Genomic DNA, 24,889 nt, shown 5'->3' with positions numbered 1-24,889 from the left:
CGGGCAGGCTCAGCCCGCCAGGAAGTCGGGCTGGCGGAACTTCTTCTCGAGGAACTGCCCGTTGGCCACCAGCGCGGCCGCGTCGCTGGAGGCCACGTTGGCAACGATCTCGCGCAGCTTGCCGTCGAGCAGGCCCAGTTGCTCGCCGAGCAGCTGGCGCGCGGTCTTGCCGTCCTTCACCGCGTGCGTGATGCGAAAGGCCGGCGGCAGCGCGACGTAGTTGGCCAGCGTCTCGGGCAGGTAGCGCAGCACGGTCTCGCGCACGGTGAACAGGTCGTCGCCGTTCAAGGCCGCGCCCACCAGCCGCGGCAGCACCTCGCCCACCGAGCCGCGCACGTTGTCCAGGCTCTTGCGCATGTCCTCGGTGAGGTGCGGCTGCGCCTGCGCGACCACGCGGTCCAACCGCTCCAGCGTCTGCTCCACGCTCAGGCTGTCCTCGATGCGGCGCTCGAGCGCGGGTGCCCTGCGCCCCATCAGCCAGCCCGCCACGTACAGGCCCGCGGTGATCAGCAGCCACCCGCGGTCGATGACGTTGGCGAACAGCAGCGCCGGCCCCAGCAGCGCCAGCGCGCAGCCCAGGATGTTGCCGTTGCCGTAGAGGAACAGCAGCGCGCGCAGCTTCAGCGAACGCTCCGGCTTCACTGGTAGCCCCGGATTTCCTTGAACACCTGCCCCAGCTGCAGCTTGCGGCCGTCGAACTCGCGCCCGCCCGAGAGCTGCGCGATCTGCTGCATCTCGCTCACGTTGGCCTCGCCGAACAGGATCGGGAAGATGCGCGCGGGCAGGCCGCCGGCCGCATAGCGGTCGCGGAACTCCTGCGGCTTCAGGCCCGAGTTGTTTTCGCCGTCGGTCAGCAGCACGATGCTCACGAAGCGGTCGGGCTCGCGCTGCTGTTCCTGGCGCGCGAGGTCTTCGGCCGCCGCCAGCGCGGAGTAGATGGCGGTGCCGCCGTCGGCCTTCATCGCATCGGCCTGCTGGCGCAGTTCGCTGCGCGCGGCCTCGATGTGGTCGGCGTCGAAGCGCACCCACACCGGCGCCTGCACCTGCGTGGCGAAGGTGATGAGCACCACGCGCTCGCGGCTCTGGAAGGCACTGTAGCGGGCGCTGGCGGTCGCCGTCGAGGTGCTTGCGGCATCGGCCCCCGACAGCAGCTTGAGCGCCTCGCGCATCGAAGCCAGCCGCTTGCCCGACATCGAGCCGCTCAGGTCGAGCACGAAGATCGAGGTGGCGGGCTTGCGCCATTGCGACTGGTAGGTGCCCAGCACCGCGTCGATCACCTCCAGCCGGTTGGGAAAGCCCAGCTCGGCCACGGCGGCGGTGGGCAAGGCGGCCGCGGCGGCCACCTCGGGGTTGGCGGGGCGCAGGAAGGCGGCCGACAGCGCATCGCGCTGGAACGGCGCGGCCTTCAGCGTGCTCACCAGCTGCGTGTAGGCCTCGCGCTTGTTGGCGTTGAGCAGCATCAGCGGGTAGTCGGCCGAGATCATGCCGTCGCGCGGGTAGATCAGCGTGAGCTGGTCGGCCTTGGGCAGCTTCTCGTTGGCGCGCAGGATCACGGCCTCGTAGTTGACCATCGCGTCGATGGCGGACGGGTCCTTCACATACGCGTCGGCCAGCCAGCCCGAGCTGCCGGCGGTGAGCTTCTGGCCGGAGAGAAAGGCCTTGAGCGTCTTCTCGTCCACGTCCTGTTCGCCCAGGTCTTCGGTCTTGCCGGCCAGCGCGGAGGCCACGGCGAACAGCGCGCTCATGCCGGTGTTGGAGCTGGTGGCATTGGTCATGCCGTAGCGCAGTTGCCCGGCACCCGCGGCCTTGGCGATCTCGGCCCAGCCCGGCGGGCGTCGGGTCCACCCGAGCTGCGCGGCCTTGGCGCTCTTCACGCCGAGCGCGATGCGCGAGTAGAAGAGCTTGTCGCGCGCCAGCGGCTTGGCCTGCAACGCGAGCGCGGGGTAGGCGCCGTTGGGCGGCAGGATGGCGTCGAAGCGCTCGCCGGCGTTGATGCGCTCGACGATGTCGAGCGTGCCGGCGTACGAGAACTTCACGTCCACGCCCGCGGCCTTGGCGGCATCGACGATGGGGCCTTCGAGGTCCTTCAGTTCCGAGCCCGCGAGGATGGTGAAGGCGGCCGTGTCCGCGGCGGGCGCGGCACCGTTGCCCGCGGCGGCCTGCACGTCGTCCTTGCCGCAGGCCGCAAGGCCCAGCGACAGGGCCGCGAGAACCGCCAGCGCCAGCCGGCGCGACAGCACCCGCAGGCTCACAGCGCGACCTCGCCGCGCGGCGACTGCAGCGCCTCGGTCGTGTCCTGGCGGCGCACGCGGTCGAGGTAGGTGCGGCTCTTGGCCACTTCGTTGGTCAGCGTGTCCACCGTGGTCTGCATGGAGTCGAGCGCGCGGCTCTTGAAGTCGGCGATGGTGTCCATCGTCTGGTAGATGTTGGCGAAGGCCTGCTGCAGCTTGGCGATCTCGATGGTGCTGGAGGCCGCCTGCTGGTGGATGGCGCTGCTCTGGTCGCGCAGCATCTCGCTGGTGTTGGCGATCAGGTTGCCGGTGGTGGCGTTGAGCGCGCTGATCTGGTCGAGCACCAGCTTCTGGTTGGACAGCGCCTGCGCCACGATCACCGCGGTGCGCAGCGCGGCCACGGTGGTGGTGGTGGCGCGGTCCACGCCCTTCATGAGCTCCAGGTTGTTCTTGCGGATCATGTCCAGCGCCAGGTAGCCCTGGATGTTCACCGCCAGCTGCGTGAGCAGGTCGGTGACCTTCTGGCGCGAATAGAACAGCATCTCCTCGCGGATCACGCGGGCCTTCTCGGGGTCGGTGGCGTCCAGCATGCGCGCGCGTTGGTCGAGCTGGCCGTCCAGCGCCTTGCCGATGTGCACGTACTTCTCCAGCCGCTCCATCAGCGTCCAGAGGTTGACCTTTTCCTGTTCGATGGCGGTGTTGTCGCGCAGCAGCTCGTCCTTGCCGCGCTTGAGCGATTCGATGATCGCGTTCAGGTGCGTCTGCGACGACTGGTAGCGGTCGAAGTACGCCAGCAGCTTGTTGCCCAGCGGAATGATGCCCAGCAGCTTGCGCGCGGAGAACAGGTCGCCCTGCTTCGAGGGATCGAGGTCTTCCACCTGACGGCGCAGGTCGACCAGCGACTGGCCGATCTGCGCGCCCTTGTCGAACAGGCCGTTGCGCAGCGAACCCACGGGGCGGTCGAGCATGCGGTTGGACACCGACGCGGAGGCCTCGATGTCCTTGCTGCCCATGGAGTGGATGCGCTCCACCGCTTCCTTGAACTGCGGGTGCTGGCTGTCGTGCGCGGTGATGTCGTCGATGAAGCGCGCCACCTGCGCGTCGAGCTCGGCCACGTCCTCGGGCTTCAGGCGCACCTTGCCGCTGGCCGACTCGACCGGCACCACCACGACGGGCGCGGGCGGCTCGAGCGTGAAGGCCTGCGGGGGCTGCAGGTCGAAGGGTGCCGCGGCGGTGGTGGTGGTCGTGCTGGCGGAGGGCGTGGCGGTGGTTGCGGTGACAGGCGCGTTCATTCGGGCGTTCCTTGGTTGTTCACTTGAAGCGGGCTTCGATGCCCGTGGTCATTCGTTCGAGCCACTCGAAGCTCGGCGGGTCGATCACGTCGACGAGCACCTCGGGCACCTTCACGCCGCGCGCGGCCCAGGTCTCGGGGCCCTTGGTGTCGCCGCCGGTGCGGTAGCCGTACTCGTGCGCGAGCTCGCGCAGGGCCGGGTCGTTCTCCAGCGCCGCGCCCAGGCGTGCGCCGCCGGGCGTGTAGGGCACCAGCACATGCTTCGAATAGACGGTGGGCTTGGGGTACATCAGCACCATGTCGCTCTTCAGGCGGTCGGGGTTCTTGAGCCAGAACTCGACCATCTGCGACTCGTAGGCCACCAGCAGCGGCGCCTTGCCCATGCCCAGCGCCAGGTAGTCCTCGAACGGGCCGGCCGACGACTGCTCCTGGAAGCCCTGGCGCAGGAACAGCGGCGCCACCACGGGCAGCACGCGGTCCACGTCTTCCTGGCTCTGCACGATCTGCTGGCTGTTGGCGAGGTAGCTCGCCAGCGCCAGGTACATGGCGGCCGAGTTGGAGGTGCGCACGTCGGTCGAGTTGATCAGCAGCGACTTGCTGGTGGAGAACGCGCTGCTGGCCTTGAGCTCCTTCCAGCGCGTGCCCTTCTCGATCATGGCCATCAGGCCCGGCAGGTCGACCACGTAGTAGAAGTCGCCCTGCTTCGCGGCGATGGCGTTGGCCACGAGGATCTCCGCGATCGGCCGCCAGCTGGCCAGCACGATGGGCGTGTAGAACGGGTTGAAGACGTTGGGCGCCTTGGCCAGCGCCTTGAGCTGCGCCGCGGCGGGCGCGCCCGAGGGAAAGCCGAAGTCGAACTTGCTGGCGTCGTAGCGGCTGGCAATGGCGCGCGAGCCGGCCTTCTCGACCGTGACGGTGATGCCCTGCGCGGCCAGTGCCTTCTGCACGCGCGGGTCGGCGAAGAAGGTTTCTTTCTCGGAGCCGATCAGGCCGCGCAGCGTGACCTGCTTGTCCTGCTCGATGCGCGCCGCCGCGGCGGTGGCCGACTCATCGTGCAGCCGGGTGTTCGAGTACCAGACACCGGATGCGACCGCGGCCAGCAGGACCACGCCCAGGACGGGCGCGATCAGCTTTCGAATTTCCAAATCTCATGCTCCTCGCCCCCTGTGAGCGGGGGTCGAAAAACATGCTACCTACCGAATATGACAGTTTGTGACAACCCGATGTCAGCCTCGGTCCGTGGCGATCTCCTGTGTGATGCGCAGGAACTTCTCGATGTCGGCCACCGAGTTGCAGTGCAGCGGCGACACCCGCACCGTGCCCGCGAGCCCGAAGGACTCGAGCATGCGCTTCGAGTAAAGGCTGGTGGCCACGCGCTCGTACACCGTCACGCCGCGCTTGCCGTACGCGACCACCGCCTGCGTGCAGTCGATGTGCTCGAAGCCGATGCCCAGGATCAGGTCGCGCCGGGTCAGGTCCTCGTGGTCGAGGAAAACCTCGACGCCGCGCATCTCGCGCATGCCGGTGACGTTGGCGTTGCCGTCGAGCAGCAGCGCCAGCAGCGCGCGCTCGTGCAGCTCGATGTGCGTGATGCCTGCCACGAACAGCGCGCGGCGGTCGGTGGCATCGGTGAAGTTCGCGCCGAGCCAGCACACGTAGTCGACGATTTCCGTGAGCACCGCGAACTGCCAGGGCGCCGAGCTGCCCAGGTCCCAGTAGTCGGGCTTCTTGGCGGCCAGCTTGTGGTGCGGCAGCAGCGCCGCGCGGTCGGACACCCAGGTCAGGCCCGAGCCCCGGCAGCCGAAGAACTTGTAGGGCGCGAGGTTGATGCCGTCCACCGGCGTCTTCTGCAGGTCGATGAGGCCGTGCGGCGCGTGCTGCACGGCGTCCACCACGATGTACAGGTCGGGCTTGATGGCGCGCGCGCGGCGCACGATCTCTTCCATGTCGAGCTTGGCGCCCGAGATGTTCGACGCGTAGATCACATTGAGCAGGCAGGTGTCCTTGTCGACCAGCCGCACGATCTCTTCGACGTCCACGCCGCCGGTGACGGGGTTGCTCCGGGCCACGCGCAGTTCGCGGCCCAGGCGCTGGGCGTAGAGGCTCATCGCGTCGAAGGCCGAGGGGTGCTCGAGCACGGTGGTGACCATGTTCGTGCCCGGCACGTTCTCGGCGATGGCGCGCACCATGTCGAACATGGCGCCCGAGGCGGTGAGCGAGGCGTACACGCTGCCGCCGGTGGCGTTGAGGATGGTGCGCAGGTCGGCGCAGCCCCTGGCCTGGATGTCCTGCAGCTCCACGGCGGTGGCGTGGATGCGCTCGGCGTTGTCGGGAATGGCGTCGACCTGGGCGAAGCGCTCCAGCGCCGCCTTCAGCCGGAACGAGCCGCCGGCGTTGTCGAAGTACAGGCGCTCGCGGCCGTGGTGGTCATGGTCGACCTGCAGGAAGCGCGCCTTCACCTCGCGCATCAGCGCGTCGGAAAAGGCCAGGCCGTGGGGGTGTTCGGAAAGCATGGCTCAGACGCCCTTGTTGTTGGGGTTCTTGTAGATCTCGCGCACCGCGTCCGACATCGGGAAGTTCAGGTTCGCGTTCTTCGGCGGAATGGGCGAGAGGAACCACTTGGTGTACAGCTGCTCGATGGCGCCCGACTTCATGAGGCCGGTGACGGTCTCATCGACCAGCGCCTTGAACTGCGGGTCGTCCTTGCGCAGCATGATCCCGTAGGGCTCCTGGCGCAGCGACTCCTTCAGCAGCTTGTATTCGCCCGGGTTGGTGGCGCTGGCGACCATGCCGGCGAGCTGCACGTCGTCCAGCACATAGGCGTCGGCGCGGCCGGTGGACAGCAGCAGGAAGCCGTCGGAGGTGTCCTTGCCGGCGATCTCGTTCACTTCGATGGCGCCGCTCTTGCGTGCGCCGCGCAGCAGCTGGATCGAGGTGCTGCCCGAGACGGTGGCCACGTTCTTGCCGTTGAGGTCGGCCAGCGAGTTGATGCCCGAGGCCTTCTTCACCGCGGCGGTGATGTTGGTCACGAAGTGGCTGGGCGCGAAGTCGACCTGCGCCTGGCGCTGCGTGGTGTTGGTGGTGGTGGCGCAGTCGAGGTCGACGGTGCCGTTCTGCAGCAGCGGAATGCGGTTGGTCGAGTTCAGCATGGTGTAGCGCACCTCGATCTTCGCGAGGCCGAGCCTGGCCTTCACCGCGTCGACGATCTTCAGGCAGATGTCGTTGGTGAAGCCGATGGGCGCGCTGTCGGCGCTGAGCTTGTACGAGAACGGGATCTGGCTGTCGCGCGCGCCGATCTGGATGGTGCCGCTCTCCTTGATCTTCTGCAGCGTGCCGCCGTCCTGGGCACTGGCGGCGCCGCAGGCGAACGCGAGGGTGAGGCCGAGTGCGAGGGGCAGTTTCCTGAAGTCCATGGTGGTTCCTTGAAGAGTCGATGAAGAGGGCCAGAAGGCGGTTGAAGGCCGGCTGGGCGAATCTTCGGCTTCTCGATGAATTTCCAAAAGCGATTTTTTGTGATCGAATCGCATGAACAAAAGCGATCTTTCAATCAAGTTTCGCTGCCCTCGCCGCAGCCACGCACCGTGATGACCTTCAAGCAACTCGAAGCCCTGTACTGGATCGGCCGGCTCGGCGGCTTCGCGCAGGCGGCCAGCCAGCTCAACACCTCGCAGTCGGCCATCTCCAAGCGGGTGCACGAGCTGGAGCTGCTGTTCGAGACCGAGCTGTTCGACCGCAGCCAGCGCACCGCGCGCCTCACCGAGAAGGGCGAGGAGATGTTCGTGCTCGCGCAGAAGCTGCTGGCGCAGCGCGACGCGGCCGTGGAGCAGTTCGGCAAGCCCGGCGTGGTGGAGCGGCGCATCCGCATCGGCGTGACCGAGCTCACCGCCATGACCTGGCTGCCGCGGCTGGTGGGGCTGATCCAGCAGCACTACCCGAAGGTGATCCTGGAGCCCGACGTGGACGACAGCCTGCAGCTGCGCGACAAGCTGCTGGCCGACGAGCTCGACCTGGTCATCGTGCCCGACACCTTCGCCGACTCGCGCATGTCGCACAAGGTCATCGGCCAGGTGCGCAGCGCCTGGATGTGCAAGCCCGGCGTGGTGCCCGCCGGCGGCACCGTGCGGCTGCACGAGCTGGCGCGCCAGCGCATGCTGGTGCAGGGCAACAACTCGGGCACCGGCCGCGCCTACGACGCGTGGATGAAGGAGCAAGGCGTGCAGCCCGCCAACGTGATCGTGGTGAGCAACCTGGTGGCGCTCACCGGGCTCACGGTGTCGGGCCTGGGCGTGAGCTACCTGCCGCGCCAGTGCCTGCAGCCGCTGGTGGCCGCGGGCATGCTCGCGGTGATCGAGGTGACGCCGGCCCTGCCCGTGGTGCGCTACGTGGCCATGCACAAGGGCGAGCACCGCAGCGCCCTGACCTCGTCGATCGTGATGCTGGCGCAGGCGTGCTGCGACTTCACGCGGATGTTCCAGGCGCAGGGGGAAGGCGAGGCCGAGGAGGAAGAAAAAGCCGCCGGCGGCTGAGCGGCTAGGCCGACGCTGCGGCCAGCGCCACCACCTGCTGCACCAGCCTGGTCACCGTTGCGGTCTGCGCGCCCACGTCTTTCGGTGCCGGCGCGGTGGCGGCCGTGGCCACCACCAGGCGCAGCGACGGCACGAGCAGCGCGAACTGCCCGCCGTAGCCCCAGCCCCAGGCCACGTCGCGGCCGTCGAGCGTGCCGGTGAACCACAGGTAGCCATAGCCCGTGTCGGCGATCGGCGGGTTGCGCCATTGCGCGGGCCCGTGCCGGCGCGTGCTGTCCGCCACCCAGTCGGCCGGCACCACCTGCACGCCCTTCCACCGGCCGCCGTCGGCCATGGTCCACGCGAGCTTGGCCAGGTCGCGCGTGCGCAGGGCCAGGCCCATGTAGGCCGTTGCATGGCCGGACTTGTCGCTGCGCCACGAGAAATGGTCGATGCCCAGCGGCGTGAACAGGTCGCGCCTTGCCACGTCGGCGATCGGCATGCCGTGCGCGCGCTCGAGGATCGGCGTGAGCAGCGACACGGCGGCGTCGTTGTAAGACCACGAGCCCGGCGCCTCGCTGTCGCGCGGCAGGCCCAGCACGAAGGCGGCCGGGTCGGCTGCATCGATCAGCGCTGCCGTCTGGGTTCGCCAGTCGTAGGCCAGGCCGGTGGTGCCCGTGAGGATCTGGCGCAGCGTGACTCGCGCGGCCGGTGCATCCGGTGCCATGCGCGCGGGCTCGGGCAGCAGGTCGGCGACGGTGTCGCCGAGGCTGCGGATCTTTCCCTGCGCCAGGGCCTGCCCGACCAGCATCGAGCAGACGCTCTTGGTCGCCGAGTTGACGGGCAGCAGGTCGTTCGCGGAGGCGCCCGCGTAGCAGCGCTCGCCGGCCAGTGCGCCGTTGCGCACGACGACGATGCCGCGAAGCGCGGGCACGCTGCGGCCTGCGTCCAGCAGCACCTGCTCGAGGGCTTCGCCCAGCATGTTCCGGCCCGCCGGGTCGGCCGCGGGCCAGTCGGCGGAGGCGGAGGCGGATGCGGACGCGCAGCCGGCCGTGGCCGCGCCCAGCAGCGCCCCGCTGCCGGCGAGAACAATGCTTCTTCGGGAATTCATGGGTTCTTCCTTCATTGACGGGTCGCGCGATGGATATGGATGGACGTCCGGCGCACGCGCCGTCAGAGCGAAACGAACGCGGCGCCCAGCAGCGCCGCGGCACCCGCGACCGAGGCGATCGCACCGACCATGTTGCCGGCGTAGACCAGCCTGCCCAGCCCTGTCGCGCCATCGGACGACAGCCCGCGCTGCCCCGAGATGGCCGCCAGCGGCGTGGACACGCAGAACCCGTAGGCGGAAACGATCAGCGCGACGGCGATGAGCCACATGGCCCAGCCCGGCACCGCGAGCGAAGACAGCACGCCCGCCGTGGCCAGCATCAGCGTGGCCCCGATGGGCAGGCTCAGGTGGGCCACCCGCCACGAGTTGACGATGCGCGCCGCCGCATCGCGCTTGATCGCCTTGGCATAGGGCGCGCCCAGCAACAGGCCGAACAGCAGGACGATGGCACCGTGGAAGACGAGGTGGCGCGCGGCAGGATGCATGGGGAAGGGGTCTCGTGGAGGGACCCGCATCGTAAGGGCCATGCGCAGGCATGCAGACGCAGTCGGACGGCTGGCGGCCGGAGGCACGCTGAAAACGGCCTCGGACGCGCCAGATGACCGGGCCGCCGTCGAGCCCGGTGCGGGCGCCGACGGCGCGCCGCGTGGCCCATGCTCAGCCCAGGCGGCCCATGTGGACCGGCTCCCGGTCCATCCGCCGCAAGGCGTTCGCCAGCAGGACCACCCGCTCTCGCGCGCCCGGCTCGCCTCTGGCAAGGTCACCCAGCGCAGCTTCGTAGTCGTCGGTGAGCTTCTGCCACCACTCGAAATCGGCGCCAAGGCTCTCAGCGTCCTTGTCCATCATTGCTCCTTGGGATTGCAACCGCACTGACCCCTGAAAACGCGTCAGTTTGACCGATTTTTGCCCGGAACGTTAGAACTTTAGAAGTCGAAGGGTTATATCCAAGCCGATACGACGGAGGCACCGCCCGGCATTTCAGGCGCCGCGCGTGAGCATCCGCCCCGCCCTCGCCAGCACCCGCGCGGGTTCGTCGCCGCCCCCGCGGTAGGCCAGCACGCCGTTCACGAACACCCGCTCCACGCCCTCGCTCACGCCGTGCGGCTGGTCGTAGGTGGCGGTGTCGGCGATGGTCTCGGGGTCGAACACCACCACGTCGGCCATGGCGCCCGCGCGCAGCAGGCCGCGGTCGGCGATGCGCAGGTTGCGCGCGGTCATGCCGGTCATCTTGTGCACCGCCTGTTCGAGCGTGAACAGGCGGCGTTGGCGCCAGTAGCGCGCAAAGACACGCGGAAACGCGCCCCACAGCCGCGGGTGCGGATGGCGGTCGTGCGGCAGGCCGTCGCTGCCGATCATGGTGAGCGGGTGCGCAATGACGCGTTCCACGTCTTCTTCCTGCATCTGGAAATAGCAGGCGCCGCCCGGCTTCAGCCGCAGGCAGGCCTCCTGCTCGGTGGTACCCCACTCGCGCGCGATGTCGGAAATGAGCCGGCCCGTCATCTCCGGGTGCGGGTCGGACCAGGTCAGCAGCACGTCGATCACGCCGTCGACCAGGTCCTCGCGCAGCACGGTGGAGCCGGCCACGTAGGGGTACACGTCCATCGCGATCTTCTGGCGCCGGGCCAGCGATTCGATCAGCGGCAGGGTCTCCTTCGTGCGGCCCCAGTTGGCCGGGCCGGCGCACTTGTGGTGCGAGATGACCAGCGGCACGCCCGCGTTGAAGGCCGAATCGCCCGCCTCGTGCAGCGCCTCGATGATCTGTTGCATCTCGCTGCGCAGGTGCGTGGCGTACACGCCGCCGTGGCGCGCCACCACGCGCGCCAGCGCCGTCACCTCTTCGGCGGGCGCGGCAAAGGCTTCTTCGTAGAACAGGCCCGACGACATGCCGTGCGCCCCGTCGGCCATGCAGCTGTCGAGCAGCGCCTCCATGCGCGCGAGCTCGTCGGCGCTGGCCGGGCGGTCGAGCGCCTGCATGGTCGCGAAGCGCAGCGTGGTGTGGCCGATGAGCGCCGCCACGTTCAGCGCGGGCTGCGTGGCGTCGACCGCGGCGCGGTACTCGGCCATGGTCGCGTGCTTGAAAGACTCCGCGCCCAGCAGCGTGAGCGGCGGCTTCGACTGCGGCGTGCGGTACGGCGCGAGCGAAATGCCGCAGTTGCCCGTCACCACCGTGGTGATGCCCTGCGACACCTTCGGCAGGCACAGCGGGTCGCGCAGCACGATGGCGTCGTCGTGCGTGTGCGCGTCGATGAAGCCCGGCGCGATGACCTTGGCGCGGCAGTCGACGACCTCGACGTCCGCCAGCGCCAGGCCGTCGGGCAGCCGGGCACGCAGGCCCTCGCCCAGCGCGACGATGCGGTCGCCCTGCAGCAGCACGTCGCCGGGCCACGAAGGGCCGCCCGAACCGTCGACCACGAGGCCCGCTTCGAGCAGGATGGCTTTGCTTGCGGTCGCACTCACGATGCGGCTCCCTTGCTGTGGTTGATGCCGCCGCCGTCCCAGCTCTGCAACGGGTGCGTGGTGGCGTCGATGCCGTGTCGCTGGAACGCCTCGCGGGCGCGCTGCAGGCGCTGCACCGCGGGCTCGCCGCGGCGCTGGGCCACCAGCACGGTCAGTATCTCGATGGCGGTGAGGTGCGTCAGGTAGGCGTCGATGCCCACGTGCATCACCGCGTCGTCGGGCACCGACAGGCCGAGCAGAAAGTCGGCCTTGGCCGCCAGCGCCGTGCCGGGCCGCGTGAGCGCGATTACCTTGGCGCCCTGCCCGCGCGCGATGTCCACCGCGTCGAGCAGCGAAGGCATGCCGCCCACGTGCGAGATGGCGATCACCACGCCGCCGGGGCGCTGCGCCGCGCCGGCCACCTGCTGCAGGTGGTAGTCGGCCCAGGCGTTGGCCGACAGGCCGAGGCGAAAGAGCCGCGCCTGCAGGTCGTTGGCCATGAACCACGAGGTGGCGCCCGCGCCGTACAGGTCCACGTGCGGCGCCGCCGCGATGGCCGCCACCGCGCCGTCGAGCACCTGCATGTCGAGCTGCCCGCGAACGCCCGACACCGAAGCCGCCGCGCTGCGCGCGATCTTGCCGACCACCTCGTCGGCCGCGTCCTCGATGTTCACGCGGCGGTGCAGCGGCGAGCCGCCCAGCGCCAGTTCCTGCGCCAGCGCGAGCTTGAACTCGCGCAGACCGGCAAAGCCGAGGTCGCGGCAGGTGCGCATGATGGTGGGCACCGAACTGCGCGAGCGCTCGGCCAGCTGCTCGAAGCTTTCCTCGAGCACGCGGTCGGGGTCCTCGAGGATCAGGTCGAGAATCGCGCGCCGCGTCGCCGGGGCGTCGCTGCGGATCTGCGCGATCTTCTGGAGCAATGAGGGGGTCATCGGTGCGTGTTCAGAAGTGCATGGCGACGGCGTCGCTCACGCGGTAGTCCTGCTCGACCACCGGCATCCAGTGCCATTTGTCGAAGGTGGTGCAGGGGTGCGAGATGCCCAGGCCCACGCGGTCGCCGACCTTCGGTGCCTCGGCCTCCTCGCTCGCGTCCCAGCGCAGGTAGGCGTGCTGGTCGTTCAGCGCGGTGATCTTCCAGCCGGCGGGCACGCCCTGCGGCTGCAGCGCGCCACGCGCGGCGCGCGCGATGGGCACCGGCAGCGACAGGTCGAAGGAGATGTCGCGCTTGCCCACCGCGAGGATCGCCAGGCCCGGCTCGGGGCGCGATTGCACGGTGGCCCAGACTTCCATCGCCGGCGCCAGGCTTTCGCCGCAGTCGCAGCCCAGGCGCTCGTCGACCACGCTCACCATGCGCTTGTAGAAGCCATGGTCGTGCGTGACGTAGCAGCCCGAGCGCAGCAGGCCGCGCACCGGCGCGCCCAACGCGGGCTTCAGCCGACCGGCCACGAGGTCGAAGATGGCCGAGCCGCCGGCAGAGACCAGCACCTCGTCGGTCTCGAACAGCTTCTGCGTGTCGCAATGGCGGGCCACGGCTTCCACGCGGTCCATCAGCGTCTTCGCATAGGCCGCGTCGGGCTCGCTGGCGCCGGTGGCGCCCTGCCCTTCGTAGGTCTCGATGCCGACCAGCTTCACGGCGCTGCTGGCGCGCAGCCCCGAGGCCAGCGTGACGGCCTCTTCGTGCGTACGGCAGCCGGTGCGCGCGCCTTCGACGCCGATCTCCAGCATCACCTCGAAGGGCACGCTGCCGGCATGGCGCGCGGCCCAGTCTTCGATCAGCGCGAGCTGCGCCAGCGAATCGACCAGGAACACGATGCGCAGGCCCGCGTTCGCCTTCAGCAGCATCTGGATGCCGCCCAGGTCTTCGTCGCTCACCACCTGGTTGGCGATGAGCGTGCGGCGCGCGCCGGCCGCCACGCCCACGGCCAGTTGCGTCACGGTGGCAAAGGTGAGGCCCCAGGCGCCGGCGTCGAGCTGGCGCTGGAACAGCTGCGGAGACATGGTGGTCTTGCCGTGCGGCGCCAGGTCGATGCCCCATTCGCGCACGCGCGCCTGCATCCACGCCAGGTTGTGTTCGAGCGCTTCGCGCTTGAGCACGGCCAGCGGCAGCGGCAGGTCGCCGGCCAGCACGTTCCATCCGGCGGTGCCGACTTCGCTGCGGCGGCGCGGGGCCTGGGTGCGCGGGTAGCCCTTGAAGCGGTCGCTGAGGATCGGATCGTTGAAATCGTTCAAGGCACTGGAGGCAGCGGCTGTGTCGGTCATGGTCATGCGGCGATGTTGGAGAGCAGTTCTTTGCGGATGCAGGCGCTGTAGTGTCCTGCCGAAATTTCGTCGAGCGGCGGCACGGTCTGCGCGCAGGCCTCGATGGCGTGCGGGCAGCGCGTGCGGAACACGCAGCCCGAAGGCGGCGAGATGGGGCTGGGAATGTCGCCCTTCAGCGCGATGCGCTCGGTCGCCACCTCGGGGTCGGGCTTCGGGCTCGCGGCCAGCAGCGCCTGGGTGTAGGGGTGCGAGGGGCGCGCGAACAGCTCGTCGGTGGTGGCCACTTCCATCACCTTGCCCAGGTACAGCACCACCACGCGGTCGCACAGGTACTCGACCACGTCGAGGTCGTGCGAGATGAAGAGCATCGTCAGGCCCAGCCGCTCGCGCAGGTCGGCCAGCAGGTTGATGACCTGCGACTGGATCGACACGTCGAGCGCCGACAGCGGCTCGTCCGCCACGATGAACTCGGGCTCCACGGCCAGTGCGCGCGCCACGCCGATGCGCTGGCGCTGCCCGCCCGAGAACTCGTGCGGGAAGCGGCTCGCATGCTCGGCGCGCAGGCCCACCGTCTCGAGCAGCTCGGCAATGCGCTTGTCGCGCGCGGCCGCGCCCTTGTGCAGGCCGTGCGTGGACAGTGCCTCGCCCAGTATGGCGCTGATGCGCATCTTCGGGTTGAGGCTGGCGTAGGGGTCCTGGAAGATGATCTGCAGCTTGCTGCGCAGCTTGCGCATGCGCTCAGCCGACAGCGCGCCGATGTCGTCGCCGCGGTACAGCACCTGGCCGCTCGTGCGTTCGAGCAGGCGCAGCACGGTGCGCCCGATGGTGCTCTTGCCCGAGCCCGATTCGCCGACCAGCCCCAGCGTCTCGCCGGGCTGGATGGCGAACGACACGTCGTCGACCGCGCGCACCGGGCGGTCGCTGCTGCCGAAGTACTTCTTGAGTCCGCGGACTTCGATGAGAGGGGCGGCGGTGGTCATCGTGGGCTTCTTGTATTGGCGCCTTCTCCCGCGTGCGGGAGAAGGCGGGGAATGAGGGTGCTTGCGAGGGCCGCGGGGGGCACCCTCACCCCAACCCTCTCCCGCACGCGGGAGAGGGGGCAAGGCGGGGACTGGGGGCACCTCATGCGACCCTCGCCTGCGCCTGCACCGGTTGCACGCGAACACAGCGGGCCTCGCGGCCGTGGTGCGTCTCGATCAGCGGCGGCATCGCCGCGCTGCATTCGGGCAGCGACTGGTCGCAGCGCGGCTCGAACGCGCAGCCCGGCGGCGGCGCCAGCGGGCTCGACACCTGGCCGCGAATCGCGAACAGGCGCTTGGGCTTGGGCTGGCCGGGCAGGCGTGCCTTGCCCGGCAGGCAGGCCAGCAGGCCCTGCGTGTACGGATGCTCGGGCTGCGCGAACAGCGGCCGCACCGGCGCGCTCTCGACCACGCGGCCCGCATACAGCACCACCACGTCGTCGGCATGGTGCGCGACCACGCCGAGGTTGTGCGTGATGAAGAGAATGCTCATGCCGGTCTCGGCCTGCAGCCGGCGCATGAGCTCGAGGATCTGCGCCTGGATGGTCACGTCGAGCGCGGTGGTCGGCTCGTCGGCGATCAGCAGTGTTGGGTCGCAGGCCATGGCCAGCGCGATCATCACGCGCTGGCGCATGCCGCCCGACAGCTGGTGGGGGTACTCGTGGATGCGTTGCGCCGCGGCCGGGATCTCCACCAGCTCGAGCATGCGCAGCGCATGCGCCATGGCGGCCTTGCGGTCGAGCCCCTTGTGCAGGCGCACGCTTTCCGCGATCTGCTCGCCGATGGTGAACACCGGGTTCAGGCTGGTCATCGGCTCCTGGAAGATCATCGACAGCTGGTTGCCGCGCAGCGAGCGCATCTCGCGCTCGCCAATCTGAAGCAGGTCGAGCGACTTGCCTTCGCGCGTCACGAAGGCCGCGCTGCCGCTGACCTGCGCGTTCGCGGTCTTGGGCAAGAGACGCATCAGCGTGAGGCTGGTGACCGACTTGCCGGAACCCGACTCGCCCACCAGCGCGGTGGTCTTGCCCGGCTGGATCGAGAAGCTCACGTCGGCCACCGAACGCACGAGACCGTCTTCGGTGGGAAAGCTGGTGCTCAGGTTGCTGACCGTGAGACGCGGGGCTTGATTGGCGTTGTTCATCACGAGGTCTTCTTGAGCTTGGGGTCGAGCAGGTCGCGCACGCCGTCGCCCAGCAGTTGCAGCGACAGCGCCGTGAAGATGATCGCCAGGCCCGGGAACAGCACCACCCAGAAAGCCTGGTGCGCGTACTGCTGGCTGCCCGCGACCATGGTGCCCCAGGTCGGGATCTCGGGCGGCACGCCCACGCCCAGGAACGACAGCCCGGCTTCCGCCAGGATGGCGTACGCGAAGATGAACGACACCTGCACCAGGATCGGCGACATCAGGTTCGGCAGGATGTGGCGCCACAGGATGCGCGAGGTGCGCACGCCCAGCGCGCGCACCGCTTCCACGAACAGCAGCTCGCGCACCACCAGCGTGGAGGCCCGCACCACCCGCGCCACGCGCGGTGTGTAGACCAGCACCAGCGCCAGCACCGTGTTCAACAACGAGGGCCCGAGGATGGCCACCAGCGCAATCGCCAGCAGGATGTCGGGGAACGACATCATCGCGTCGACCACGCGCATCAGCGGCGTGTCGAGCCGGCGGAAGAAGCCGGCCATCAGGCCCAGCGCCGTGCCGGCGATGACCGCGCCCAGCGCCGTGAGCGCGGCAATGGCCAGCGAGTAGCGCGCGCCGTGCACGATGCGCGAATACATGTCGCGGCCCAGCTCGTCGGTGCCCAGCAGGTGCTCGGCGCTCGGCGCCTTCAGGCGTTGCAGCACGGCCGTGTCGTTGGGGTCGGCGGAGGCGAAGATGGGTGCGCCGATCGCCATGATGGCGATCACCAGCAGCACCAGGGCGGAAACCATCACGATGCGGCGATGCATCAGCTGGCGGAGCATTCGAGGCATGCGCATCGCTCAGACCTTCACGCGCGGATCGACCACTGCGTACAGCAGGTCGATCGAGAAATTGATGAGCACATAGATCGCGGCAATCACGAGCAACGCACCTTGAATGACCGGGTAGTCGCGCCGCAGCACGGCACTGACCACCAGGTTGCCCACGCCGGGCAGGCCGAACACGGTCTCGGTGATGACGGCGCCGCCGATCATCAGCGCGACCGTGAGGCCGATCACCGTGACGATGGGCACCAGCGCATTGCGCAGCGCGTGCTTGAGCACCACCGTGCTTTCGCTCAGGCCCTTGGAGCGCGCGGTGCGCACGTAGTCCTCGCCGAGCACGTCGAGCATCGAGGCGCGCGTGAAGCGGATGATGAGCGCGGAGTTCAAGAGGCCCAGCACGGCGGCCGGCAGCACCAGCGCGTGCAGCCGCTCGGCCAGCGCCGCGTCGGGCGCGCCGTAGCCCGACACCGGGAACCAGCCGAAGGACACCGCGAAGATCTGGATCAGCACGATGCCGAGCCAGAAGCTCGGAATGCTGGCGCCCAGCATCGCGATGCCGGTGAAGAGTTGATCGGCCACGCGCCCGCGGAACACGGCAGAGACGATGCCGCACGGCACGCCGATGAGCGCGGCGATGGCCACGGCCATCAGCGCGAGCAGCGTGGTGGGTTCGGAGCGCTCCCACAGCGCCTGCGTCACCGGGCGCTGCAGGAAGATGGAGGTGCCCAGGTTGCCCTGCAGCACCTCGCGCAGCCAGTAGCCGAACTGCACGGGCAGCGGCTTGTCCAGGCCGTATTCCTTCTGCACGCGGGCGATGTCGGCGGCGGTGGCCTGGTCGCCCAGCAGCACCGAGACCGGGTCGCCCGAGGCCGCGCGCGTGAGCACGAAGACCAGCACGGCCACGATGGCCAGCACGACCAGCATGCCGGCCGCGCGGGAGGCGATATAGCGGAGCATCGACTTCTTCATCACGCGGAGAACTCGATGGCGGCCGCACTGCCCACGGGCACGTACTGGCCGGTGAATTGAATGTCGCCGCCTTTCACGCGGAACACCGTCACGTTGTCGCCCTGCTTGTTGTGGCACACATAGAGGAAGCGGCCGCTCGGGTCGAGCGTGCAGCTGCGCGGGTAGTTGCCGCGCGACCATTCCTCGCGCACCAGCGTGGGCGCACCGGTGCGCGCGTCGATCCTGAACAGCGAAATGGAATCGTGCAGGCGGTTGAGCGACACGAAGTGCCGGCCATCCGGCAGCATGCGGATGCCCGATGCGTAGCTGGTGCCCTTGAAGTCCTTGGGCAGCGCCGAGGTCTCGCTCACCAATGTGAGCACACCGGTGGCGTCGTCGTAGCGCATGAAGGCGATGGTCGATGCCTCTTCGTTCACCAGGTACAGCCACTTGCCGTTCGGGTGGAACACGAAATGGCGCGCGCCCGAACTTTCGGACACGGCCACCGTGCTGGGCTGGCTCAGCACGCCGGTGATGCGGTCGAAGCGGTAGGAAATGACGCGGTCGAGCCCCAGGTCGGCCACCAGCACGAAGTTGCCCTTCGGGTCGGCGTGCACCATGTGCGCGTGCGGGCCATCGTGGTCGCTGGTGGCAAAGCCTTCGTGCGAACGCGCGGCCGCGGGCACCACGTCGGCGCCGGGCTTGCAGGGCGTGCCGGCACCGCAGGCGTCCACGTCCTTGTAGACGACGGCGGCGGTGCCGGCGTCGGGCGTGCCGTCGGCGCGCAGCGCGATCACGCTGACGTCGCCGCTCGCGTAGTTGGCGGTGAACAGGAAGCGGCCTTCAGGGTGCACGCTGATGCAGGCCGGGTCCTTGCCGCCGCAGGGCACTTCGGCCGCGAACGACAGCGCGCCGTCCGCGCCGATGCGAAAGGCCGAGACCGAGCCGGCCTCGAACTCGTTGGCCGCATAGAGCATGGGCAGCTTCGGGTGGCGCGCCAGCGACGCGGGGTTGCGCAGCTTCGCGCCCTCCCCCGCGCTGGCCACGGCCGCCGGTGCGCCGGCGATGGGCCTGAGCGCACCGGTGGCGCCGTCGAGCGCGAACTGGTGCACGCCCAGGCCACGGCCGCCGCGCCACGGCTTGCCGCCGTCGCTGTAGGTGCCGACGTAGGCATATACGGGGCCGCTCGCGGCGTGGCGGGCGGCCTGTGCTGATGCGGCCGTGAGACCGAGGGCTCCGAGGCCGGAGGCCAGTGCGCTGGCTTGCAGAAGTTGGCGACGCGATGGCATGGCGGCTGTTCCGGGCTTACTTGATCTTCGCGTTCCAGAAGAACGGCCAGGTCGCGGGCGTGTAGTTGTCCAGCGCCGGGCTCCTGGCCGACAGGCCGTTGAACTTGCCGACGTTGATGTACGGCACTTCGTCGTAGACCACCTGCTGCACCTTGCCCCACAGCGCGCCGCGCTTGGCCGGGTCGCTCTCGACGTTGAAGGCCTGCAGCGCGGTCTTCTTGGCGGGCGTGTCCCACCAGCCGGGCGCGCCGTCGCCGAGCTGCGGCGGCGAGAGCATGGGCTCGGGGAACTGGCCCGAATGCGTGACGTAGACGTCCCACAGCTTGGCGTCGTTGCGGCGCTGCACCAGCGTGGCCCAGTCGACCACGTTGAGGTCGACCTTGAAGCCGGCGCGCTTGAGCTGCTCGGCCATCAGCAGCGCCATGTTGTAGTGGAAGTCGTACTGGCGGCTGGTGAGCACGCGAATGGGCTCGCCCTTGTAGCCGGCCTTGGCGGCGGCTTCCTTCGCCTTGGCGGCGTTGCGCTGGTTGTACTGGTCGGCGCCGGCCGCCGAATAGAACGGCGAGCCCTTGGGGAAGTGGTTGCCCTCGGCCACGAAGAAGCGCGTGTCGCCGAAGCCGGCCGCGAGCATCTCGCCTTCGCCGAGCGCCATCTGGATCGCCTGGCGCACCGGCTGGCTGGCGGCCACGCCTTCCTTGGTGTTGAGCACGAGGTACGGGAAGCCGAACGACGGCGTCATGATCGGCACGGTCTTGCCGCCCGACTTCTCCAGGCGCGGCAGCGCTTCCACCGGCAGCAGGTCGGCAAAGTCGTACTGGCCGGCCAGCGCGCCTTCGACGCGCGTGCTGGCGTTGGGCACGGGCACGAAGCGCAGCTCCTCGATGGCCGCTTCGCGCTTGCCGCCGTAGCCGCTCGCGGGTTCCTTGCGCGCGGCGTACTTGTCGAAGCGCGTGAGCAGCACGAACTGGTCGGGGCGGCGCTCCTTGAACTTGTAGGGGCCGGTGCCCACGAAGTCCTTCAGCGGCGAGGCGATCGAGTCCTTCGCCATGATGGCGGCCATGCCGCTGGGCAGCGCGAGCTGCGAGAGCAGCGGCGCATAGGGTTCCTTCAGCACGACTTCGATTGCCAGCGCGCCCTTGGCCTTGAGGCTGTCGATTTCCTTGCCCACGGCCTTGCCGCGCGGCGACTGGTCCATCCAGCGCTGCAGGCTGGCGACCACGTCGTCGGCGGTGAGCTCGCGTCCGTTGTGCAGCATCACGCCCTTGCGCAGGGTGATGGCGTAGGTCTTGCCGTCGGCCGAGATCTTCGGCATGCCTTCGGCCAGCATCGGCACCACGTTCCACTTGGCGTCGAAGGTGTAGAGCGTCTCGTACACGTGCTGCATGATGGTGCCGACCAGGTCGGCGGTGGAGGCCATCGGGTCGAGCGTCTGCGGTTCGGCCACCATCGCCAGCGTGGCGAAGTTGCGCGGGCCCTGCGCGTGGGCCTGCTGTTGCGGCAGCGCGGCGCACAGCATCGCGAGCAAGGAGGCGCCGAGCAGGCTGCGCCTGGACAGCAGGGGCAGGCGGGACAAGGCGAGGCGCGGGGCAGAACCGACGTGAGGCATGGGGAACTCCTTCTTGGGGCGTGCGCTTGAGGTGGGCGGGCGGTGAAAGAAATTTTCTTTCTGGCCCGGACTTTGAAGCACTATCCATGCCAAATCATCCGTGTTAACCCCTAATCAGGGGCTATTCTGAAATAGATTTTCAGATTGGAGGGATACTCGCGGCGAGTTTTCGCTCCACTTCCATTCGCTTTCTTTCACCCCCAAGGAGTTCTCCCATGCCCCTCGAATACCTCGGCGCCCCGCCCCTCGCTTCCGACCGCCAGGTGCGCCCCTTCTCCCCGGCCGTGCGCGCCGGCGACTTCATCTACGTGTCGGGCCAGGTGCCGGCGAACAAGGACGGCGAGATCGTGGTGGGCGGCATCGAGGCGCAGACGCGCCAGGTGATGGAAAACCTGAAGACCGTGCTCGCGCTCGCCGGCGCCACGCTCGACGACGTGTGCAAGAGCACCGTCTGGTTGCAGGACGCGCGCGACTTTGGTGCCTTCAACCGCATCTACATGAGCTACTTCGGCGAGAACAAGCCGGCACGCTCGACCACCGAGGCGCGCCTGATGGTCGACGCCAAGGTCGAGGTCGACGTGGTGGCCTACAAGCCCAAGGCCTGATCGAGCCCGGTCAGGGGTGCAGCTCGGTCTTGCGCTGGATGATGCGCGAGACCAGCCCGTACTCGACGGCCTCCTCGGCCGACAGCCAGCGGTCGCGCTCGATGTCGGCCAGCACCACGTCGATGGGCTTGCCGGTCTCGCGCGCAATCTCGTGTGCGATGCGCTGGCGGGCCTTGATGATTTCCTGCGCCTGAATGGCGATGTCGGTCGCCTGCCCGCCCGCGCCGCCGCTGGGCTGGTGAATCAGGAAGCGCGTGTTGGGCAGGCACACGCGGCGCTCGCGCGGCGCGGCCAGGAACAGGTGCGTGGCGGCGCTGCCGACCCAGCCGGTGCCGATCATGTTCACCGGCGCGCTGATGAAGCGCACGATGTCGTGGATGGCATCGCCCGACTCCAGGTGCCCGCCCGGCGAGCTCACGAGGATGTCGATGGGCTTGTCGGCGCTGTCGGCGTCCAACGCGATGAGCCGGCGCGTCACGTCGGCGGCCACCGAATCGCTGATGCTGCCGAAGATCAGCAGCGTGCGCGACTTGAACGCCTTTTCTTCCAAGTAGGAGTTGCGCGGCTCGGCGGTGGCCGCGGGCTTGGTGTCGTCGTCGGACTCCATCGAGAACATGGGCAGGGGGGACATGAAGAAAGCTCCTGTGGTTGAACTGTCTTGACGAACAAGCCCACAGTTTCGTGACATTGCGCGCCGTGGCAAGCTGTGGCGATGCTCGACGAACACTATCTCTCGCAATTCCCCGCCCTGCGCGCCCGGCTGGTGCGCGCGGCAGCCCGCATGCTGGGCGGCCCCGCGGAGGCCGAGGACGTGGTGCAGGACACCTACCTGCGCGCGCTGGAGGCCGGCGACCGCGCCGCGCCGGACGCTGCGCAGGCCTGGCTCACCACGGTGATGCAGCACATCGCCGTCGACCGGCTGCGGCGCGCCCACTGGATGCAGCGCTGGCTGCACGACGCCGCGGCGCAGGCCGTGCCTGGCGAGTCGCCCTCCGCGCAGGACGACGCGGCGGCAGCGCAATCGGCCCGCGATGCGCTGCGCCTGCTGGCGGCGAGGCTGTCGCCCGCCGATGGCGCGGCCGTGCTGCTGCGCGAAGTGTTCGAAGCGAGCTTCAAGGAGATTGCAGCGGCCAGCGGCAAGACGGAAGCCGCTTGCCGGCAGCAGTTGCATCGGGCGCTGTTGCGGTTGCGGCAGGACACGGGCGAGAACGACGGCGCATCGGAGGCGGTCTTTCACGTGTACCGGCAGGCGTTGGCCGAGTGCGATGCGCGTGTGCTGTTCGCGATGCTGAGGCAACCGCCGACGCGGGCTGTTGCGATGCCGGCTGCGATCGCCAAGGATGCCGCGCCGCGTGCCGTTTGCCAGGTCATGCAGATCGGCGGCAGGCTCGGGCTGGTGCTGACGCTGGGCGGGAAAGTCCTGTGCGTGCTGCCGCTCGATGCAAGGCAGGCAGACGAAGAACCGGCAGCGGCTCTGCTGCATTAGCTCCTTCCGCCTCTGGGGGAAGGTTGGGATGGGGGCTCGCGGCCTTCAAGGCTGCATGGCGTTGGAGGCCGCGAGCCCCCACCCCGGCCCTCCCCCGGAAGGGGAGGGAGCAAGTCAAGAAGCTCAGCCGGCCAGGCGGCCCGCCACCAGCTGCAACACCCGATCGCACCGCTTCGCCAGGTCCTGGTCATGCGTGACCATCACGAACGCCGTGCCGTGCCGCTTCGCCAGATCGAGCATCAGCGCGAACACGTTGTCCGCCGTGCCGCGGTCGAGGTTGCCTGTCGGCTCATCGGCCAGCACGCAGGCCGGCTGCGTCACCAGCGCGCGCGCGATCGCCACGCGCTGGCGCTCGCCGCCCGACAGCTCGGCCGGCCGGTGATGCAGGCGCTGGCCCAGGCCCACGCTCTCGAGGATCTTCGAGGCCGCCTGCGCCGCCGTGGCCGGCTCCACGCGCCGGATCTTCAGCGGCATGGCCACGTTGTCGAGCGCGCTGAATTCGGGCAGCAGGTGATGGAACTGGTAGACGAAGCCCAGATGCTGGTTGCGCAGCCGCCCCTGCTCCGCCGCGTCGGCGTGCGCGATGTCCTTGCCCAGCAGCTCGACCTTGCCGGCCGTGGGCGCGTCGAGGCCGCCCATGAGGTGCAGCAGCGTGCTCTTGCCGGAACCCGAGGCGCCGACGATGGCCAGCGTTTCGCCGGCGTGAACGTCGAGGTCGACGCCGTGCAGCACGGTGAGGTCGAGCCGGCCTTCGTGGAACCGCTTGGTCAGTCCGCGGGCCTTCAGAACAACACCGTTGGCGCCGGGCCGCCCCAAGCCGATGACGGCCCCCTCGGGGGGCAGCGAGGACACGTCAGTGCCGAGCGTGGGGGCTTGTTCACTCATAGCGCAGGGCCTCGGCCGGGTTCACGCGGCTGGCGCGCCAGCTCGGGTACAGCGTGGCGACGAAAGCCAGCACCAGGGAAATGATCGCGATCGGCACGATGTCGCTTTGCTGAGGATCGCTAGGCATCTTGCTGATCAGGTAGATGTCCTTCGGCAGGAAGCTCGCATGGAACAGCTGCTCGAGGAAGGGCACGATCACGTCGATGTTGTAGGCGATGCCCAGGCCCAGCAGCAGGCCGGCCACGGTGCCGATCACGCCCACCATCGCGCCCTGCACCACGAAGATGCCCATGATGCTGCGCGGCGAGCTGCCCAGCGTGCGCAGAATGGCGATGTCGGCGCGCTTGTCGGTCACGGTCATCACCAGCGTGGAGACCAGGTTGAACGCGGCCACGGCCACGATCAGCGTGAGGATGATGAACATCATGCGTTTCTCGACCTGCACGGCCGCGAACCAGGTCTTGTTCTGGCGCGTCCAGTCGCGGATGAGGAACGAGCCCGGCAGGCTCACGGCCAGCTGGTCGGCCACGTCGCGCGCCTCGTTGAGGTCCTTGAGCTTCAGGCGGATGCCGGTCGGGCCTTCGAGGCGGAACACCTTGGCGGCGTCCTGCTCGTGCACCATGGCCAGCGCGGAGTCGTATTCGTAGTGGCCCGAGTCGAAGGTGCCGACCACGGTGAACTGCTTCAGCCGCGGCACCACGCCGGCCGGCGTGACCTGCCCGCCCGGCGCCACCAGCGTGACCTGGTCGCCCGGCTGCACGAACAGCGAGCGCGCCAGTTCGGCGCCCAGCACGATGCCGAACTGCCCCGGCACCAGCTTGTCGAAGGTGCCCTTGGAGGCGATGCCGTTGATGTCGGTCACCTCGGGTTCGAGCTGGGGCTCGATGCCGCGCACCAGCGTGCCCTTCATGTCCTCGCCGCGCGCGATGAGCGCCTGCGTGTTGATGAAGGGCGCCGCGCCGACCACCTCGGGGTGCTTGCGCGCCGCGGCCATGATCTCGTCGAGTTGCGGCAGCGCCTGCCCGTCGCGCGAGAAGATCTCGATGTGCGACACCACGCCGAGCATGCGGTCGCGCACCTCTTTCTGGAAGCCGTTCATCACACTGAGCACAATGATCAGCGCCGCCACGCCCAGGGCGATGCCGAGCATCGAGACACCGGAGATGAAGGAGATGAAGCCGTTGCGCCGCGTCGCCCGGCCTGCGCGCGTGTAGCGCCAGCCGAGTTGCAGTTCATAGGGGAGTCGCATA

The 24,889-nt window shown here is 69.1% G+C and carries 24 protein-coding genes; 3 read left to right on the top strand and 21 right to left on the bottom strand.

The window, feature by feature from the left end; genetic code table 11:
- Positions 1-9: 9 nt before the first annotated feature.
- The 6 genes from BM013_RS04605 to BM013_RS04580 form a co-directional block, all read right to left on the bottom strand.
- On the bottom strand, positions 10-642 hold the full coding sequence (locus BM013_RS04605) for a hypothetical protein (RefSeq protein ID WP_256221389.1): 633 nt from the start codon (positions 640-642) through the stop codon (positions 10-12).
- Positions 639-2,252, bottom strand: a complete 1,614-nt coding sequence (locus BM013_RS04600) for a vWA domain-containing protein (protein ID WP_256221388.1) — start codon at positions 2,250-2,252, stop codon at positions 639-641. Before BM013_RS04600 ends, BM013_RS04605 begins: the two co-directional genes overlap by 4 nt.
- Positions 2,249-3,523, bottom strand: coding sequence for a toxic anion resistance protein (locus tag BM013_RS04595; RefSeq protein ID WP_093123470.1), 1,275 nt, complete (start codon positions 3,521-3,523; stop codon positions 2,249-2,251). The genes BM013_RS04600 and BM013_RS04595 overlap by 4 nt, the downstream gene beginning before the upstream one ends.
- Before the next feature lie 19 nt (positions 3,524-3,542).
- Positions 3,543-4,667, bottom strand: a complete 1,125-nt coding sequence (locus tag BM013_RS04590; RefSeq protein WP_093123468.1) for a hypothetical protein — start codon at positions 4,665-4,667, stop codon at positions 3,543-3,545.
- Positions 4,668-4,748: 81 nt separating this feature from the next.
- Positions 4,749-6,035, bottom strand: a complete 1,287-nt coding sequence (locus BM013_RS04585; protein WP_093123465.1) for an aminotransferase class V-fold PLP-dependent enzyme — start codon at positions 6,033-6,035, stop codon at positions 4,749-4,751.
- A gap of 3 nt (positions 6,036-6,038) precedes the next feature.
- The gene (locus BM013_RS04580; RefSeq protein ID WP_093123463.1) at positions 6,039-6,935 is read right to left on the bottom strand and encodes a transporter substrate-binding domain-containing protein; all 897 of its coding nucleotides are present in this window, start codon (positions 6,933-6,935) and stop codon (positions 6,039-6,041) included.
- A gap of 171 nt (positions 6,936-7,106) precedes the next feature.
- Between BM013_RS04580 and BM013_RS04575 the strand changes: the two genes are divergently transcribed.
- Positions 7,107-8,048: a LysR family transcriptional regulator gene (locus BM013_RS04575; RefSeq protein WP_093123460.1), complete on the top strand. Its 942-nt coding sequence runs from the start codon at positions 7,107-7,109 to the stop codon at positions 8,046-8,048.
- 4 nt (positions 8,049-8,052) lie between these two features.
- Here the strand turns inward: BM013_RS04575 and BM013_RS04570 are convergent, their stop codons facing one another.
- The 12 genes from BM013_RS04570 to BM013_RS04515 all read right to left on the bottom strand — a co-directional run bounded on the left by BM013_RS04570 (position 8,053) and on the right by BM013_RS04515 (position 20,663).
- Positions 8,053-9,138 (bottom strand): serine hydrolase domain-containing protein, encoded by a 1,086-nt coding sequence (locus tag BM013_RS04570; protein ID WP_143098230.1) that lies wholly within the window; start codon positions 9,136-9,138, stop codon positions 8,053-8,055.
- A 62-nt stretch (positions 9,139-9,200) separates the two neighbouring features.
- Positions 9,201-9,623, bottom strand: a complete 423-nt coding sequence (locus tag BM013_RS04565) for a styrene oxide isomerase (RefSeq protein WP_093123455.1) — start codon at positions 9,621-9,623, stop codon at positions 9,201-9,203.
- Between the two features lie 172 nt (positions 9,624-9,795).
- Positions 9,796-9,981: a hypothetical protein gene (locus tag BM013_RS04560; protein ID WP_093125098.1), complete on the bottom strand. Its 186-nt coding sequence runs from the start codon at positions 9,979-9,981 to the stop codon at positions 9,796-9,798.
- Between the two features lie 135 nt (positions 9,982-10,116).
- Complete coding sequence (locus BM013_RS04555; protein ID WP_093123453.1) at positions 10,117-11,595, bottom strand: N-acyl-D-amino-acid deacylase family protein; 1,479 nt, start codon at positions 11,593-11,595, stop codon at positions 10,117-10,119.
- Positions 11,592-12,506 (bottom strand): MurR/RpiR family transcriptional regulator, encoded by a 915-nt coding sequence (locus BM013_RS04550; protein ID WP_093123451.1) that lies wholly within the window; start codon positions 12,504-12,506, stop codon positions 11,592-11,594. Before BM013_RS04550 ends, BM013_RS04555 begins: the two co-directional genes overlap by 4 nt.
- Before the next feature lie 10 nt (positions 12,507-12,516).
- Complete coding sequence (locus BM013_RS04545; protein ID WP_093123448.1) at positions 12,517-13,833, bottom strand: amino acid deaminase; 1,317 nt, start codon at positions 13,831-13,833, stop codon at positions 12,517-12,519.
- Between the two features lie 2 nt (positions 13,834-13,835).
- A complete protein-coding gene (locus tag BM013_RS04540; protein WP_093123445.1) occupies positions 13,836-14,813 on the bottom strand; it encodes an ABC transporter ATP-binding protein in 978 nt (325 codons plus the stop codon).
- A 142-nt stretch (positions 14,814-14,955) separates the two neighbouring features.
- Positions 14,956-15,993, bottom strand: coding sequence for an ABC transporter ATP-binding protein (locus BM013_RS04535; RefSeq protein WP_093123443.1), 1,038 nt, complete (start codon positions 15,991-15,993; stop codon positions 14,956-14,958).
- Positions 15,993-16,832 carry an ABC transporter permease gene (locus BM013_RS04530; RefSeq protein WP_093123440.1) on the bottom strand — a complete coding sequence of 280 codons (840 nt, stop codon included), beginning with the start codon at positions 16,830-16,832 and terminating at the stop codon, positions 15,993-15,995. The genes BM013_RS04535 and BM013_RS04530 overlap by 1 nt, the downstream gene beginning before the upstream one ends.
- 3 nt (positions 16,833-16,835) lie before the next feature.
- Complete coding sequence (locus BM013_RS04525) at positions 16,836-17,777, bottom strand: ABC transporter permease (RefSeq protein WP_093125096.1); 942 nt, start codon at positions 17,775-17,777, stop codon at positions 16,836-16,838.
- Between the two features lie 11 nt (positions 17,778-17,788).
- Positions 17,789-19,057, bottom strand: coding sequence for a lactonase family protein (locus tag BM013_RS04520; RefSeq protein ID WP_093123438.1), 1,269 nt, complete (start codon positions 19,055-19,057; stop codon positions 17,789-17,791).
- Positions 19,058-19,073: 16 nt separating this feature from the next.
- The gene (locus BM013_RS04515; protein ID WP_093123435.1) at positions 19,074-20,663 is read right to left on the bottom strand and encodes an ABC transporter substrate-binding protein; all 1,590 of its coding nucleotides are present in this window, start codon (positions 20,661-20,663) and stop codon (positions 19,074-19,076) included.
- A gap of 215 nt (positions 20,664-20,878) precedes the next feature.
- On the opposite strand from BM013_RS04515, the gene BM013_RS04510 reads away from it, so the two are divergent.
- Entirely contained in the window at positions 20,879-21,268 is a 390-nt protein-coding gene (locus BM013_RS04510) for a RidA family protein (protein WP_093123432.1), read from the top strand.
- A 10-nt stretch (positions 21,269-21,278) separates the two neighbouring features.
- Here the strand turns inward: BM013_RS04510 and BM013_RS04505 are convergent, their stop codons facing one another.
- Positions 21,279-21,875, bottom strand: a complete 597-nt coding sequence (locus BM013_RS04505; RefSeq protein ID WP_093125093.1) for an ATP-dependent Clp protease proteolytic subunit — start codon at positions 21,873-21,875, stop codon at positions 21,279-21,281.
- 105 nt (positions 21,876-21,980) lie between these two features.
- Here BM013_RS04505 and BM013_RS04500 point away from each other — a divergent pair, with 105 nt between their 5' ends.
- On the top strand, positions 21,981-22,754 hold the full coding sequence (locus BM013_RS04500) for a sigma-70 family RNA polymerase sigma factor (RefSeq protein WP_093123430.1): 774 nt from the start codon (positions 21,981-21,983) through the stop codon (positions 22,752-22,754).
- 123 nt (positions 22,755-22,877) lie between these two features.
- On the opposite strand, the gene lolD is transcribed toward BM013_RS04500, so the two are convergent.
- Together lolD and BM013_RS04490 are read right to left on the bottom strand one after the other, a co-directional pair.
- Positions 22,878-23,639 carry a lipoprotein-releasing ABC transporter ATP-binding protein LolD gene (lolD, locus tag BM013_RS04495; protein ID WP_256221386.1) on the bottom strand — a complete coding sequence of 254 codons (762 nt, stop codon included), beginning with the start codon at positions 23,637-23,639 and terminating at the stop codon, positions 22,878-22,880.
- Positions 23,632-24,888, bottom strand: a complete 1,257-nt coding sequence (locus BM013_RS04490; protein ID WP_093123427.1) for a lipoprotein-releasing ABC transporter permease subunit — start codon at positions 24,886-24,888, stop codon at positions 23,632-23,634. The genes lolD and BM013_RS04490 overlap by 8 nt, the downstream gene beginning before the upstream one ends.
- Position 24,889 lies beyond the last annotated feature (1 nt).

The sequence above is a fragment of the Variovorax sp. OK605 genome (genome assembly GCF_900115445.1).
Lineage (GTDB): Bacteria > Pseudomonadota > Gammaproteobacteria > Burkholderiales > Burkholderiaceae_C > Variovorax.
The sequence above is the reverse complement of the archived record's forward strand: the minus strand, read 5'-3'. Positions and strand labels throughout refer to the sequence as shown.